6 protein-coding genes are annotated in these 16,245 nt (G+C 61.2%); 2 read left to right on the top strand and 4 right to left on the bottom strand.

Annotated elements, in window-relative coordinates; translation table 11 throughout:
• Positions 1 to 53 precede the first annotated feature (53 nt).
• From OH720_RS18890 to OH720_RS18880, 3 genes are all read right to left on the bottom strand, one after another.
• Positions 54 to 548, bottom strand: coding sequence for a DUF934 domain-containing protein (locus OH720_RS18890; RefSeq protein WP_272602423.1), 495 nt, complete (start codon positions 546 to 548; stop codon positions 54 to 56).
• Positions 532 to 2,190: a nitrite/sulfite reductase gene (locus OH720_RS18885; RefSeq protein ID WP_272602422.1), complete on the bottom strand. Its 1,659-nt coding sequence runs from the start codon at positions 2,188 to 2,190 to the stop codon at positions 532 to 534. Before OH720_RS18885 ends, OH720_RS18890 begins: the two co-directional genes overlap by 17 nt.
• Positions 2,191 to 2,690: 500 nt before the next feature.
• Positions 2,691 to 2,912 (bottom strand): DUF2970 domain-containing protein, encoded by a 222-nt coding sequence (locus OH720_RS18880; protein ID WP_008059251.1) that lies wholly within the window; start codon positions 2,910 to 2,912, stop codon positions 2,691 to 2,693.
• Between the two features lie 151 nt (positions 2,913 to 3,063).
• On the opposite strand from OH720_RS18880, the gene OH720_RS18875 reads away from it, so the two are divergent.
• Complete coding sequence (locus tag OH720_RS18875; RefSeq protein ID WP_272602421.1) at positions 3,064 to 10,017, top strand: NEL-type E3 ubiquitin ligase domain-containing protein; 6,954 nt, start codon at positions 3,064 to 3,066, stop codon at positions 10,015 to 10,017.
• A gap of 54 nt (positions 10,018 to 10,071) precedes the next feature.
• Here the strand turns inward: OH720_RS18875 and metH are convergent, their stop codons facing one another.
• Complete coding sequence (gene metH, locus OH720_RS18870) at positions 10,072 to 13,782, bottom strand: methionine synthase (RefSeq protein WP_272602420.1); 3,711 nt, start codon at positions 13,780 to 13,782, stop codon at positions 10,072 to 10,074.
• 156 nt (positions 13,783 to 13,938) lie between these two features.
• Here metH and OH720_RS18865 point away from each other — a divergent pair, with 156 nt between their 5' ends.
• Positions 13,939 to 16,236, top strand: a complete 2,298-nt coding sequence (locus tag OH720_RS18865) for a fatty acid cis/trans isomerase (protein ID WP_272602419.1) — start codon at positions 13,939 to 13,941, stop codon at positions 16,234 to 16,236.
• Positions 16,237 to 16,245 lie beyond the last annotated feature (9 nt).

Here is a 16,245-nt window from a genome sequence, read left to right as displayed (position 1 = left end):
TCAGAGCCAAGGGAGGGAGCCTTGAACCCCGTATGGGATTCAAGGCTTGCCGATCAGCGACGACGGAACAGCGGCAGCGGTTCGTCAGTGGCGGCCTGATAGGTCACCGAGAAGTCCTTGAGACCTTCCAAGGCTTCGTACGGATCCTTGTCGGCGCGAATCGCGAACGCATCGAAACCGCAGCGGTGCAGGTAGAACAACTGGTCGCGCAGCACGTCGCCAATGGCCCGCAGTTCGCCTTTGAAACCGTAGCGGTCACGCAGCAGGCGGGCGTTGGAGTAGTTGCGGCCATCGGTGAAGGCCGGGAAGTTCAGGGCGATGACCTGGAAGTTGGCCACGTCTTCACCGATCTCTTCGGCTTCTTCATCGGCATCGAGCCACACACCCAGGCCACCGTCGCGGGCCAGGAGCATACGGCCGTGCTCACGCCACAACTGCAGCGGGACAATGTAGTCGTCGCAATTGGTGATCTCGTCGATGCTGAAATCCTTGGGCAGCAGGTGCCAGGTTTCGTCGACGACTTCGTTGTTCTTAATTATTCGCTGCATAGACGCGCTCCTTGAAGAGGTCGATGCCAATACGCTGGTAGGTGTCGATGAAGCGCTCGTCTTCGGTACGTTGTTCGATGTACACGTCGATCAGCTTCTCGATCACGTCAGGCATGGCTTCCTGGGCGAAGGACGGGCCGAGGATCTTGCCCAGGCTGGCGTCGCGGCTGGCGCTGCCGCCTAGGGACACCTGGTAGAACTCTTCGCCTTTCTTGTCCACCCCGAGAATGCCGATGTGGCCGACGTGGTGGTGACCACAGGCGTTCATGCAGCCGGAGATGTTCAGGTCCAGTTCACCGATGTCGAACAGGTAGTCCAGGTCGTCGAAGCGGCGCTGGATCGATTCGGCGATCGGGATCGACTTGGCGTTGGCCAGGGAGCAGAAATCGCCGCCCGGGCAGCAGATGATGTCGGTCAGCAGGCCGATGTTCGGCGTGGCGAAACCTTGTTCGCGCAGCTCGCCCCACAGGGTGAACAGCTTGTCCTGCTCGACGTCGGCCAGGATGATGTTCTGCTCGTGAGAGGTGCGCAGTTGACCGAAGCTGTAACGCTCGGCCAGGTCGGCCACGGCGTCGAGCTGCTTGTCGGTGATGTCGCCCGGTGCAACGCCGGTCGGCTTCAGGGACAGGGTCACGGCCACGTAGCCCGGCTTCTTGTGGGCCAGGGTGTTGCGCACGCGCCAACGGGCGAAGCCCGGGTGCTGCTGGTCGAGCTCGGCCAGGGCGGCGCTCTGGTTGTCCAGCGCCTTGTAGTCCGGGTCGACGAAGTGTTTGGCGACGCGCTGCACTTCGGCTTCGGTCAGCGTGGTCTGGCCACCGCGCAGGTGCTCCATTTCCGCGTCGACTTTCTGGGCGAAGACCTCAGGGGTCAGCGCCTTCACCAGGATCTTGATCCGCGCCTTGTACTTGTTGTCGCGACGGCCATAGCGGTTGTAGACCCGCAGGATGGCGTCGAGGTAGCTCAACAGGTCTTGCCACGGCAAGAATTCATTGATGAACGCGCCCACCACCGGCGTACGGCCCAGGCCACCGCCGACCAGCACGCGGAAGCCCAGCTCGCCCGCGGCGTTGTGTACCGGCTCCAGGCCAATGTCATGGACTTCGATGGCGGCACGGTCGGAGGTCGAACCGTTGACGGCGATCTTGAATTTGCGCGGCAGGTAGGCGAATTCCGGGTGGAAGGTGGTCCACTGGCGGACGATTTCGCACCACGGGCGCGGGTCGATCAACTCGTCGGCAGCGACACCGGCGAACTGGTCAGTGGTGACGTTGCGCAGGCAGTTGCCGCTGGTCTGGATCGCGTGCATCTGCACGGTGGCCAGTTCAGCCAGGATGTCCGGGATGTCTTCCACCGCCGGCCAGTTGAACTGCACGTTCTGCCGGGTACTGATGTGGGCGTAGCCCTTGTCGTAGTCACGGGCAATCCTGGCCATCATTCGCATCTGGCGCGAAGTCAGTTGGCCGTAAGGCACCGCCACCCGCAACATCGGCGCGAAGCGCTGGATATACAGGCCATTTTGCAGGCGCAGGGGGCGGAATTCTTCTTCGCTCAGCTCGCCTGCCAGATAGCGTCGGGTCTGATCACGGAACTGCTTGACGCGGTCCTCGATGATCCGCTGATCGTATTCGTCGTATACGTACATATAAGTCCTGTTCTCAGGCTTGGGTCGCTCGGATACAGCTGCGTTTTTTGCTTGCCGCAGTCCAAGAGCCTCTGCAATTCTGCGCGCACGGCCGCGCACTCCTAATGGAGCCGGGGCAAGATACCAGTTTGCGGTTATGCGCAAAAGTGATGTTTGAGTATATGTAAAGAACCAAAAGGACTAATGAGAATCGTTGTTGCAAAGCCCCTGTTTGTGGTGCGGGCAATCGTCGTCTTTACTGTGATCGAGTCTTTATGCAATCACCGATAAAACCGACAAGAGGCGATGCAATGAGCAACCCTTCCAAAGCTTCAAAACCCGATAGCACGGTGGATGCCTGGGCCATTTTGTTCCTGATCATCCTGGTCGTGGGCACTGCCGTTTTCTGGGTCAGCCATCAATAACCGTTAGCGCCCGGGCCGTGGTCGGGCCGCCAGCGCCGACTGCGGACCGGTTATCCGTAAGCAATATTTGTTGCGCAGCAATGCCGGACTGCGGGCTCAGATGCCTGCGAGGTACAGCACCAGCTTGACGATGGCAAACAGCGTCAGGGCGAACACGGTGGTGAACAGTATTCCCAGGATCACGAAGTGACTCGGCTTGCCGTGGGTAAAGTCCCGCGCGCGGTTTTTCCCGCTCTGCACCCCGAATGCCGCAGCCATCACGCTGTGCACCATTTGCCAGAAGGTTGGCGGCTTGTTGTTGGTGTTGTCGTCGTCCATATACCCCTCGCCATGCAGATATGATCTGTAAGCATAGTCAAACAACCCTGTGGGTGAATGAGCCCGGTTGCCCTGCATAACTATGTACCGCCATGCCCTCCAATGGCCGTGATTTCCTGATCCTTCAACCACAGTGATCAGGATGCACGTCATGCCCGAGCTTTCCCCGCCCATGGATCATGGATTTCATGTTCCGTTCATCAAGAAACGCCTGCCCGACTGGACCCGACACCTCGCACCCACCCATATCGACAACCTCACCCGGGCCAGGGATCCGGCCGAGGCATTCGCCAGGAACCATCCGCAGTTCTACGCCGGGGCGTCGCCCGCGCTGCGCCTGGCGCTGTATGACAGTCAGTTGCGCAGCAACAGCTCTACCCAGGTACTGGCCAAGACCCTCAAGGACTTCAAGGGCATCACCGAATTTGCCAAGCCGTTGCTGGCAGAGGCCATGAACAAGACCTTTGGCCAATCCCCCAATTCGACTAAAACCATGCTGTTTCACCTGCGAGCGCCCAACCAGGTCGATGAACAGACACTGTTGCAGGCCGCGTTGCGCAACTTCGAGCTTGATGAGCCCTTTGATGAAGTCGCCCTGCGGGAGACCAGTGCGCTGGCCCCCGTCGGGGCACTGCAGAACGAGCTTTACGATCGGCGCGAGCACTATCCGTTCTGGAGTACGCGCTACAAGATCCGCGACAAGCTGTCGATCAAGCCTGGAGAGTTCGCCACACTGTGCCGGCAACTGGACCTGGGCCAGCAGTACCAGGCTCACCTGAGCACCGTATTCGATGCGCCGAGCACCCGTGCTACCGTGCGCGAGCAGATGATCAAGGCCAACAAAGACCTGATGCGCCTGCAAGTTCACATCGCGCGGATGAAGTCGGATCTCAGTGAGTCGGCGTATGAGACCTTGCTCGCGGTCGTCAATGGCAGCCCGGAGCCCAAGATCGATGGCCGGGCGGTGGCGTATAGCCATTTGACGGCACTGGGCTCGGCGTTGAGCGATGTATTGATCATGGGGCCGGTGTCCCGCAAGCCCACCTCGACCCTTGAGGATGTCGCCGAGCTGTTCCTGCCAGTCCACGTTTGGCGTGCGGCAGTCGACGCGCAGGCGCGAATCATCGTCTACATCCCGGGTGACCCGAAGCATCCGGTCAAGGAATTCGCGTCGCTGGCCGAATTTGCCAAAGACTTTGCCGTTCGATTGCGCTCGCGAAACTTTCAACGTTTTATTGCCGGATTGCTTCCCCAGGACGAGTCACCGAGGTTTTTTCGCAGGCTCAAAGCCCAGCTCAAAACCCAGCGCTGGAATCCGAATCCGGTCTGGCCGGGCCCGCCCTACAACCCCGAAGCCTACCAGGGCGGCATGTATGAAGAGGTGTGGAACGACGACGTCAACCTGGCCCTGAGCGAAACCTTCATCGACGCTGAAGTATTCGGTGCGCGCTACGAAGCCCACCTGGCGCGGATCAAGTCAAACGCCAGGCTCCTGGCGGTGCCTACGGCTGCCGTTGACCACCAGGCCTGGATCGAACGCCTCGAACACCTGGCTGAATGGGGCTTGAACATCCTCAACGTCGGCGCGTTCTTCGTTCCCGGGCTTGGCGAAGTGATGCTGCTGGTGACTGCGGTGCAATTGGGCCGTGAGGTGTATCAGGGGGTGGAGGCCTGGAAGGAGGGCGACGCCGAGGAGGCCTGGGGGCACCTCACGTCGGTCATGCAGAACGTGGCCTTCATGGCGGTGCTGGGCGCAGTGGCCAGCAAGGCGCCACCGATTACGGCGTCGCGCTTCGTTGACGGCATGCGCAAAGTTACCACGCCGTTCGGCGAACCGCGCCTGTGGAACCCGGACCTGGCGTCGTACAAAAGCCGCGTTGCACTGGATGGCGTGACGCCAAACGCACTGGGACAATATGAAGTGGGGGACAAGACCTACATCAAGTTCGACGGCAATGCCTTTGAAAAAACCTACGACCCGGCGCTCAAGCAATGGCGCATCAAGCATCCCACCGATCCCGAGGCCTACCAGCCGATCTTGCAGCACAACCAGCTCGGCGCCTGGCGCCATCTCGATGAGCGGCCCCTTGAATGGGACCGTCTGACCTTGTTGCGCCGCATCGGCTCACGGATGGAGGCCTTCTCCGATGCGCAGTTGCAGCAAATCTCGCAGGTCAGCGGGGTCAGTGATGATGCCTTGCGCCAGATGCATATCGATCACCAAATACCGCCGCCGCGTCTGGCGCAGACCATCGCGACGTTCAGCGCCGATCAGCAGGTGGATGAGTTCATTTCAGGCCTGCGCCAGGGTTCCCGCCTCAACGTCGCCGCCGAGTTTGCCGTACCCTTGACTCTCGAATTGCCCAACTGGCCTGTTGAGGGCGTGCTGGAAGTCTTCGAGGGCACTGAACATTGGGGCGCCTCCCAGCGCTACGGTGTGACGTCGGGGCAACACAGTGCCAGACCGACAATCAAGCTCACTCGAGCTGAAGTGCGCGCCGGCATGCTACCGGATATCGTTCTGGCGGCCCTCGACGAACAGCAAAAAATTCAACTGCTGGGGGCTCACAGTGCAGGCCCCGGCGTGGACCGGGTACAGATTTTGAGGGACCGTCTCGCCGATCGGGCACTGACTCGCAGGCAGTCATTGTTCAAGCGTCTGCACACTCCCGAACCGCCGACCAATCCCGATATCCAGCGCCTGCAGCGCAGTTTTCCGACGTTGTCGACCGAGGCCGCCCAGGACGTGCTCAATGGTTCCCGTGCCAGTGATCTGTCCCGGTTGCGCAGTAGCGGCAAAATGTCCCTGCGCCAGGCCAAGGCGATTCGTCGGCATCTGCAGCAAGCCGCCCTCAACCGTACACTGTGCGGCTTGCGCCTGGACAGCATGGCCTCGGCGGCCAGTGACCGCTTGGCGTTGCACAGCCTGCAGCACATGCCCGGCTGGACCGCGCAGATGCGCGTGGAAGTGCGCGCAGGGTTCATTCAAGGCCCGCTATTGGACAGCGTCGGCAGCGCAACGGCAAGGCCCGGGTACTATCTGATAAAAAATCAGGATACCTACCGGGCGTTCGATGCACAGGGCGTGGCGCTCAACAGCATCCCCGCCCACGGGCGCAATCTGTTCGAGTCGCTGGTGGAGGTGTTGCCCCAAGCTGCCCGGGATAACCTGCAAGGCCATCAGGCCCAGGCCTTGCGTGAAGACCTGGCCTCCTCTGCCAGCGCCCACCGCGAGGAGATGGCGCAGGTGCTCAATCACCGTCCCATCGACGGTCCGGGGCCGTCCCTGCGCCTGCCTTCAGGCCAGCTCGGTTACCTGGCGAGCGGTCGCGGTTTCGGCGACTTGCCCGATGCCGGGTTGGTTACCCGGGTTCGCGTGCTCTACCCGAACATTTCCGATGAACAAGCCACTCAGTTCATCAGCAGCCGCCTGAGCGCCGGGGATAGCCATCAGCAGGTATTCAACCTGCTGAATAACCGCCAGCGGGAATTCGAAGGGTTAACCCGCCAGTTGACCGCCTGGATCGGCACCGGTGCCGGGCAAGCCGCGCGGAGGTCGCAGGTGGAAAGAATTCTGCGGTGCTGGCGCAACGGCCTCTATCGGGGCCAGGACCCTGCTTTTGAACTGGATGTGCGCGGCGCGGATGCTTTACCCGAGTGGGACGCCGACTTCAGCCATGTGAAAACCTTGCGACTCAACAGCGGCCAACTCACCGATGACGCGGGCCCGGCATTGCTGGGCAGGTTTTCGCAGCTCAAGAAACTCGACATTCTGGTGCAGGGGCAGGACACGGCCGCCCTGGCCGGGAAAGTGCCGCAATGGACCACGGTTACCGAGCTTAACCTTGCAGGCCTGGGGCAGGCGTATGCGCCGCAGTTCCTGCGAGCAATCGAGGGCATGACGCAGTTGGAGGTTCTGTCGCTGTGGGGGGATGCGGATTCGATGGACTTCAGCAAACTGACGAGCCTGCGCTCCCTGAATTTGCTAGGCCCTGCCCGTTGGCCGAGCGGGGTATTGGATCTGCCGATGCTCCAGGTCCTGGACTTGCAGACCGTGGCGATCCCCGACCTGCCCGCCGAACTCTATACCGGTCATGAAGCGCTCTGGCGTGGCCTGAGATTGAACTGGGGAGCCCTGGAGCCACAGGCGTTTCGCAAGGCTTACAACTACGTGCGCGACAACCCCGCGCATCTGGCGGATGAAGCGCAGATGGTTGCGCACTACTGTCGTACGCGGCTGGGCTTACTGATGCCCCAGGATTATTCCTTCGCGACTGATGCGTTGGCGCGATTCAATACCGAGGGGGTGACAGGCATGGCATTGCTCGAACGAGTCGACGCCCTGCACCAGCAACGCAATGCATTGAATCTGGCGCTCGACACCTGGCAGAACACCCCGGTCAGGGTCGAAGGGGAGCAGGTCCAGGCTCATCATCGCGAGGTGATTGCCGACAGGGTTCGTGAATGTGCGCGCAACAGCTTGCGCGCCCAATACGCGCCTGACGAACCCGTGGCAGGACCGTCATGGGCACCTGCCAGGTCAGGCATCGACGTGCTCGACATGACGGGCCTGGGCGCCATCGGAGATCTGCCCGCACTGGGCGATACAGTGTTTGCCCATATCCGCCGTCTGAACCTGGCCGGCAGCCGGCTGACGGCTGCGCAGGTGAACGATTTCCTGCGAGCGTTTCCGCAACTGCGCACCCTTGAGCTCAGCGCCAACCGATTGACCGAGTTGCCCCAGGCCTTCGACTCGCTGTCCGAACTGACCGCGCTCGACCTTTCGTTCAACGAGTTGACAATCACGGCGACGGCGCAGGCCCGGATCAATCGCTTGACCTCTTTGCAGACGCTGAACCTGGCGTATAACCGGGTAGGCGCCCTGGACGTCAGTTCGCTGACGAACCTGCAAAGCCTGTACCTGGGACATACACGCCTGACCCGCTGGCCCAACGGAGCGCTATCGTTACCCCGACTGCGCCGCCTGGCCCTCAATCACAGCGCGATCACCGACATCCCGGTAGAGGCGTTGACCGGTCATGATCGACTGCTGGGTGTGACCCTGCTGCAAGGTTGCCGACTGAGCCCGCATGCCCTGGCGGCAGTGCGCGCCTTCGCTGAGCGCACACCGTCCCAAACGCCGATGGGCATCACCCGGGCGCATCTGGCGGCAGGTCGTACAGGTGGCGATCCGGAGTTTTTCCCGGTCGAGGTGTCGGAGCAGCCCAATCTACTGTTGCCACAGAACCTCGCGCCAGTTGACGGTAGTTTGCCGCCGACTTCCGCCGGCCGGCTGCAGCGTCTTGATCCACAACTGGGCGAAGCCCAAGCCGTCGAGCGCATCGACGCATGGCTGGCCGGCGGCCTGGGTGCGACGGAGATTGAGGCGCGACTGGCGCTATGGGAGCAGCAACAGACCCAGCTGATCGGTCGCCTGAATGAATGGATCGATGCCCCGGCTTCACGCCTGCGTCGCGCGTGGGTGAACGCCGTGGACCGTCGCCGGGCAGCCGACCAATTGCTGGAAAGCTGGCAGCTTACGCTGAGGGATATTCCCGGGGTCGAGGGAACTCTGGATTTCAACGGCCTGATCCTCGGCGATCTGCCGACAATGCCGTTCAGCTTCAATCATGTTGTGGAGCTGGATCTGAGTGACGTCGGGCTATCGTCGAATTCCGAAGGATTTTTGCGTTCGTTTCCGCGCGTGCGCAGCCTGACACTCAGTCAGAACGGCCTGGGCAGCTTGCCCGAGGCTGTGACCCAGTGCCAGGAATTGACCCGCCTGAACGCCAGTTTTACCGATATCCGCGCCAACGTGCCGCTACAGCGCCAATTGCGTTCCCTGCCGCGCCTGCAATGGCTGGACCTGGGCGAAAATCACTTGAGCGAATTTGACATGACCGGTCTTGACCGCCTGCAAGGCCTGGATCTGCGTGGCAATAACCTGCGTGATTGGCCGGTGGGGGTGCTGGAGGCACCCGCACTGACCACCCTGGAGCTGACGAGCAACCAGATATCGAGCATTCCCCAGGAGGCATTTCAGCCTGAACACGCGGATCTCATGAGCGGCACCAACCTGTTCGACAACCTGCTGGAGCCGGATGAGTTTGTGCGCTTGCAGGATTACTTGCGCCAAACCGGGCGAGGCTTGGGGTTCACTCACCTGGATATCGATCACCTGCTGGCGGGATTTGAGTCCGCGGAGTCACCGGAGTGGAGTGAAGCTGTCGCGCATCCTGATCAGGAATCGAACGAGGCCCAGAAAGAGCGTTGGTTCCGCGGCGTTGCGGCGGATTCGGAAAAGCACGCGATGTGGAGCGCCATGATGGAGCAGGACACTACCCACGATTTTTCATACATTCTGTCGCAGCTGCGCCATACCCAGGATTTTCATACGGATCGCCTCGGCCTGACGCAGCGAGTGTGGCGCGTGATTGAGTCGGCCTATGCTGACGAGTCGCTGAGTCAACGCCTGATGGGTCTGGCGAAAGCGCTGAGGCATCAGATGACCTGCGGCGATGGTCGAATCCTGTTGTTCAACGAGCTGGAAGTCGAGGTGTTCGAGTACGAAGCCCTGAAGTCCATTGCTCCCGAGCATAAAGGTCGCGAGTTGCTCAAGCTGTCCAGGCGGCTGTTTCGCCTGTCGCAAGTGGAGGAGATCGCCAGCGCAAGAATCGCTGCTCGCCCGACTACCGATCCGGCGGAAATCCGCTTGGCCTACCGCATCGGTCTGGCACAACGCCTGGACCTTCCCGATCAACCCCAAGGCATGCTCTACGCCAACATGGCGGGGGTGGCGGCGGCTGATCTCGATCAAGCCTATACCCGGATCATTGCCCAGGAGCAAACAACGGTGTTCAACGATCAACTGATTGCGCGCAAATACTGGAGAGACTATCTGGAAGAAAAGTACCCGGCTGAATTCACCCGGGTGCAACAGCAGTTCCAGGAAAAATGCGCGGACCTTGAAGACCAGTACGCCGAGTTCAACCAGGCGTATTTTCAGGCGCTCAAGACGCTGGAAGCGGACAACCGGGTCGACCGCAAGAACCTGCTGAGCGAACTCACGTCCCGTGAACTCGCCGAGCAGGCCACGATGACCTGATCCTCGGTTGGCAACACTCTGGAGTCGACAGGCTCGACTCCAGAGCTCACCGGATCAGTCGTCGTAGCCGAGGTTCGGCGCCAGCCAGCGCTCGGTCACGCTCAACTCCTGACCCTTGCGCGAGGTGTAGCTCTGCACCTGATCCCTGTCGATCTTGCCCACCGCAAAATACTGTGCCTGCGGGTGCGCGAAGTACCAGCCGCTGACCGCTGCCGCCGGGAACATCGCGTAGTGCTCGGTGAGGAACACGCCGCTGCGGCCGGCCTTGAGCTCTTGCGCTTGCGGATCCAGCAGCTTGAACAGCGTGGCTTTCTCGGTGTGGTCCGGGCACGCCGGGTAGCCTGGGGCAGGGCGGATACCGGAGTATTGCTCCTTGATCAGCGCCTCGTTGTCGAGTGTCTCGTCCTTGGCGTAACCCCAGTACTCTTTACGCACCTGCTGGTGCAGCCACTCGGCACAGGCCTCGGCCAGGCGGTCGGCCAGCGCCTTGACCATGATCGAGTTGTAATCGTCGCCGGCGTCCTGGTAAGCCTTGGCCACCTCTTCGGCACCGATGCCGGCGGTGGTGATGAAACCGCCCACGTAGTCGGTGAGTTCGCTGTCCTTGGGGGCAACAAAGTCAGCCAGGGAGAAGTTCGGCTTGCCATCGGTCTTGATGGTCTGCTGACGCAGGTGATGCAACTTGGCCAATGGCTTGCCGTCATCGCCGTACAGTTCGATATCGTCGTCGCGCACCTGATTGGCCGGCCAGAAGCCGAACACCGCGCGGGCGCTGATCAGCTTCTCGTCGATCAGTTTGGCGAGCATTTCCTGGGCATCGGCGTACAACGCGGTCGCGGCTTCACCGACCACTTCGTCCTGGAGGATGCGCGGGAACTTGCCGGCCAGGTCCCAGGAAATGAAGAACGGCGTCCAGTCGATGTATTCGGCCAGTACCTTGAGGTCGATGTTGTCCAGCACCTTGGCGCCGGTAAAGGTCGGTTTGACCGGTGTGTAGGTGCTCCAGTCGAACTGTGGCTTCTTGGCGATCGCCGCCGCGTAGCTCAGGCGTTCGGTGCGGGCACTGCGGTTGGCAGTGCGCTCGCGCACTTCGATGTATTCCTCGCGGGTTCGCTCGACGAAGCCGGCCTTCAGTTCCTTGGACAGCAACTGGGTCGCCACGCCGACAGCGCGGGAGGCGTCAGTGACATACACCACCGCATCGTTGCTGTACTTGGGCTCGATCTTCACCGCCGTGTGCGCCTTGGAGGTGGTGGCGCCACCGATCATCAACGGCAGGTGGAAATCCTGGCGCTGCATCTCGCGAGCCACATGGACCATTTCATCCAGCGACGGCGTGATCAGGCCGGACAGGCCGATGATGTCGCACTTCTGTTCCTTGGCCACCTGGAGGATTTTCTCCGCCGGCACCATCACGCCGAGGTCGACGATGTCGTAGCCGTTACAGCCCAGCACCACGCCGACGATGTTCTTGCCGATGTCGTGCACGTCGCCTTTAACGGTGGCCATGAGGATCTTGCCCTTGGCCTCCGGCTTGTCGCCTTTTTCCAGTTCGATGAACGGGATCAGGTGGGCCACGGCCTGCTTCATCACGCGAGCCGACTTCACCACCTGCGGCAGGAACATTTTGCCTGCGCCGAACAGGTCGCCGACGATGTTCATGCCGGACATCAGCGGCCCTTCGATCACTTCGATCGGACGGGCGAAGGACTGGCGCGACTCTTCGGTGTCTTCGACGATGTGCGTGGTGATGCCCTTGACCAGCGCGTGTTCCAGGCGCTTGTTGACGTCCCAGTTGCGCCACTCTTCGGTCTCGGCTTCCTTGACGCTGCCGTCGCCCTTGTACTTGTCGGCGATGGCGAGCAGGGCGTCGGTGCCCTCCGGGGTGCGGTTGAGGATCACGTCTTCAACGGCGTCGCGCAGCTCGACAGGGATCTGGTCGTAGATTTCCAGTTGCCCGGCGTTGACGATGCCCATGGTCAGGCCGGCGCGGATCGCGTACAGCAGGAACACCGAGTGGATCGCCTCGCGCACCGGGTTGTTGCCGCGGAACGAGAACGACACGTTGGACACGCCGCCCGACGTCAACGCATACGGCAGCTCGTCGCGGATGTAGGCGCAGGCGTTGATGAAGTCCACGGCGTAGTTGTTGTGTTCTTCGATACCGGTGGCCACGGCGAAGATGTTCGGGTCGAAGATGATGTCTTCCGGCGGGAAGCCGACGTCATTGACCAGAATGTCGTAGGAGCGCTTGCAGATCTCTTTCTTGCGCGCTTCGGTGTCGGCCTGGCCGGCTTCGTCGAACGCCATCACCACCACGGCGGCGCCATAGCGCTTGCACAGCTTGGCGTGGTGAATGAACTGCTCGACGCCTTCCTTCATGCTGATCGAGTTGACGATGCCCTTGCCCTGGATGCACTTGAGGCCAGCCTCGATCACTTCCCACTTGGAGGAGTCGATCATGATCGGTACGCGGGAGATGTCCGGCTCGCCGGCAATCAGATTGAGGAAGGTCACCATGGCCTTCTTCGAATCGAGCATCCCTTCGTCCATGTTGATGTCGATCACCTGGGCGCCGGCCTCGACCTGCTGCAGGGCGACTTCCAGGGCTTCGGTGTAGTTGTCTTCACGGATCAGCCGGGCGAACTTGGCGGAACCGGTGATGTTGGTGCGCTCGCCGACGTTGACGAACAGCGAGTTGCGATCGATGGTGAACGGCTCCAGGCCCGAGAGACGGCAGGCCTTGGGGATTTCCGGGATCTGCCGTGGCGCATAGCCGGCCACGGCCTTGGCGATGGCTTCGATGTGGCCTGGTGTGGTGCCGCAGCAGCCGCCGACGATGTTGAGGAAGCCACTTTGAGCGAACTCTTCGATGACCTTGGCGGTTTGCGCCGGCAGTTCGTCGTACTCGCCGAACTCGTTGGGCAGGCCGGCGTTCGGGTGCGCGGAAACGTGGGTGCCTGCCTTGTTCGACAGCTCCTCGAGGTACGGGCGCAATTCGCTGGCGCCCAGGGCGCAGTTCAGGCCGACCGAAATCGGCTTGGCGTGGGCCACGGAGTTCCAGAACGCTTCGGTGGTCTGCCCGGACAAGGTACGGCCGGAGGCATCGGTGATGGTGCCGGAAATCATGATCGGCAATTCGATGCCCAGCTCTTCGAACACGCCCTGCACGGCAAAGATCGCGGCCTTGGCGTTGAGGGTGTCGAAAATGGTTTCGATCAGGATCAGGTCGGCGCCGCCTTCGATCAGGCCTTTGGTGGCCTCGGTGTAGTTTTCCACCAGTTCATCGAAGGTCACGTTGCGGTAGCCGGGGTTGTTCACATCCGGCGACAACGAACAGGTACGGCTGGTCGGGCCGAGTACGCCGGCAACGAAGCGAGGTTTGTCCGGGTTCTCGAGGGTTTTCGCATCGGCGATCTTGCGCGCCAGGCGAGCGCCTTCTACGTTCAGCTCAAAGGCCAGTTCTTCCATGCCGTAATCGGCCATGGAAATCCGGGTGGCGTTGAAGGTGTTGGTTTCCAGGATGTCGGCACCGGCATCCAGGTAGGCTTTCTCGATGCCACCAATCACGTCCGGGCGCGTCAGCACCAACAGGTCGTTGTTGCCTTTGACATCGCTCGGCCAATCGGCGAAGCGTTTGCCACGGTAATCCTGCTCTTCGAGCTTGTAGCTCTGGATCATCGTGCCCATGCCGCCATCGAGAATCAGGATGCGCTCTTTGAGGGCGTGCTTGAGAGCTTGAAGGCGAACACTGCGATCGGACATTGGGACTACTCGAAAAGACCATGACGAAGGGCCGGGATGATAGCAAACCTGTGCGCTTTTAGAGCATGTCCGGGTTTTCCATGAATATCGCTCATGTTGGTGTGGCGGCCAGCCCGGTAGAATCGCGGCGTTTTCTAAAGGATCGGGACCAGGGACATGTCGTATCGCGTCGTCATCGCCAGTGTGTTGATGTTTTTAAGCTGGGGCGCGGTTGCGCAAAGTCCGGCGATTTCCCCTGCAATCTCCTATACCCGCGATATTCAGCCGATCTTCACCGAAAAGTGCGTGGCCTGCCACGCCTGCAACGACGCCGCCTGTCAGCTCAACCTGGGCAGCGGGGAGGGCGCGGCCCGTGGCGCGACGAAAGTCCCGGTGTATGACGGTGATCGCAGCCAGGCCGTCGCGCCGAGCCGCCTGTTCTATGACGCGTTCGGCAAGCGGGCCTGGCAACAAAAGGGCTTCTATTCGGTGCTTGACGCCCAGGGCAGCCAGGCTGCATTAATGGCGCGCATGCTGGAACTGGGTCACACCAACCGCTTGCAACCCAATGCCAAATTGCCCGAGGACATCGTCCTGGGCCTCAATCGCGACAACATGTGTGCCTTGCCGGGCGAGTTCGACGGTTATGCCAGCGCTCATCCCAAGGATGGTATGCCCTTGGCAGTCACCGGCCTGACCGATCAGCAATACCAGACGCTGCAACGCTGGCTGGCCTCGGGTGCGCCGATCGATGAACAGGCCCTGGTGCCCAGCGCGAAGGAAGCGTTGCAAGTGGTGCAGTGGGAAAACCTGCTCAACGCACCGGGCGCCCGGCAGAGTCTGGTAGGGCGCTGGTTGTTCGAGCACTGGTTTCTCGCGCACCTCTATTTCAAGGACGGCGAGCCGGGGCATTTCTTCCAGTGGGTGCGATCTCGCACGCCGACTGGCCAGCCGATCGACCTGATCAACACCCGTCGGCCGAACGACGACCCCGGCACCCAGGTGTATTACCGCTTGTGGCCGGTGCAGGGGGTGATCGTGCACAAGACTCACATCACCTATCCCCTCAGCGCGGCGAAGCTGGCCCGGGTCAAGAGCCTGTTCTACAACGGCAACTGGCAGGTCAACGCCTTGCCGGGCTACGGCCCGGAACGCCGGGCCAATCCATTTGCCACCTTCGAAGCGATCCCGGCCCAGGCGCGTTATCAGTTCATGCTCGATAACGCCGAGTATTTCGTACGCACCTTTATTCGTGGCCCGGTCTGCCGCGGGCAGATCGCCACTGACGTGATCCGCGACAACTTCTGGGCGCTGTTCCAGGCGCCGGAACACGACCTCTACATCACCGACCCGAACTATCGCGGCCAGGCCACGCCTTTGCTGGCGATGCCGGGGCAGAACGACGATGTCGGCAGCGTCCTGAGCCTGTGGCACGACTACCGCGACAAGCGTAACGAATACGAAGCCCTGCGCCGGGACAGCTACGCCGATCTGCCGGCGCCGAGCTGGTCGAGCCTGTGGGCCGGTAACGACAACGCATTGCTGAGCATTTTCCGCCACTACGACAGCGCCGCCGTGACCAAGGGCCTGATCGGCGACGTGCCACAGACGATGTGGCTGTTCGACTTCCCGCTGCTGGAACGCACTTACTATCAGTTGGCGGTGAATTTCGACGTGTTCGGCAATGTGTCCCACCAGGCCCAGACACGCTTGTATTTCGACCTGATCCGCAATGGCGCCGAGCAGAATTTCCTGCGCCTGATGCCGGCGGATTCCCGCGACGATTTCCTCGACGATTGGTACCAGAACAGCGGTAAATTCAAGATGTGGCTGGATTATGAGTCCATCGACAATGACACGCCGACCGCCCTGAAGCTCGATGAAAAAGACCCCAAGCGCGACTTCGCCATGCAGCTGCTGGCCCGTTACGGCGAACTGAACGCCAAGCCTGACCCGATCAATCGCTGCGACGGCGCATACTGCTCGCGGCCGAACATCGATCTGGACCTGCAGGCAGCCGAGCAGGCTTTGAGCCGTTTGGCCTCACGGCCGGCGGCCGGCCTCAAGGTCATCGATCAACTGCCGGAAGCGACCATGCTGCGCATCGAGACCACGAGCGGTCAGCGTGTGGTCTACAGCCTGCTGCGCAACCGTGCGCACAGCAACGTGGCGTTCCTGCTGGGCGAGTCGCTGCGCTATCAGCCGGGGCTCGATACACTCACCATCTTCCCCGGGGTTCTAAGCAGCTACCCGAACTTCATGTTCAATATTCCGGCCGATCAGGTGCCTGAGTTTGTCGATGCGATGGAAAACGCCAAGGATGCCGACCGTTTCGAGAAAATCGTCGAACGTTGGGGAATTCGGCGCAGCCATCCGCAATTTTGGCAGTACTTCCATGACTTGAGTCGCTATATCCACGAAACCGAACCGGTGGAAGAGGGTGTGCTGGACATGAACCGCTACGAGAACCTCTGAATAATTCCC

This window comes from Pseudomonas sp. WJP1, from assembly GCF_028471945.1.
GTDB lineage: Bacteria > Pseudomonadota > Gammaproteobacteria > Pseudomonadales > Pseudomonadaceae > Aquipseudomonas.
Note: the sequence above shows the minus strand (reverse complement) of the source record. Positions and strands in the feature narration are given on the sequence as shown.

What these genes read in the sequence shown, in the direction of transcription:
- OH720_RS18890 (WP_272602423.1), bottom strand. Translation starts at nt 548, where the DNA reads ATGCAGCGAATAATTAAGAACAACGAAGTCGTCGACGAAACCTGGCAC.
- OH720_RS18885 (WP_272602422.1), bottom strand. Translation starts at nt 2,190, where the DNA reads ATGTACGTATACGACGAATACGATCAGCGGATCATCGAGGACCGCGTC.
- OH720_RS18880 (WP_008059251.1), bottom strand. Translation starts at nt 2,912, where the DNA reads ATGGACGACGACAACACCAACAACAAGCCGCCAACCTTCTGGCAAATG.
- OH720_RS18875 (WP_272602421.1), top strand. Translation starts at nt 3,064, where the DNA reads ATGCCCGAGCTTTCCCCGCCCATGGATCATGGATTTCATGTTCCGTTC.
- metH (WP_272602420.1), bottom strand. Translation starts at nt 13,782, where the DNA reads ATGTCCGATCGCAGTGTTCGCCTTCAAGCTCTCAAGCACGCCCTCAAA.
- OH720_RS18865 (WP_272602419.1), top strand. Translation starts at nt 13,939, where the DNA reads ATGTCGTATCGCGTCGTCATCGCCAGTGTGTTGATGTTTTTAAGCTGG.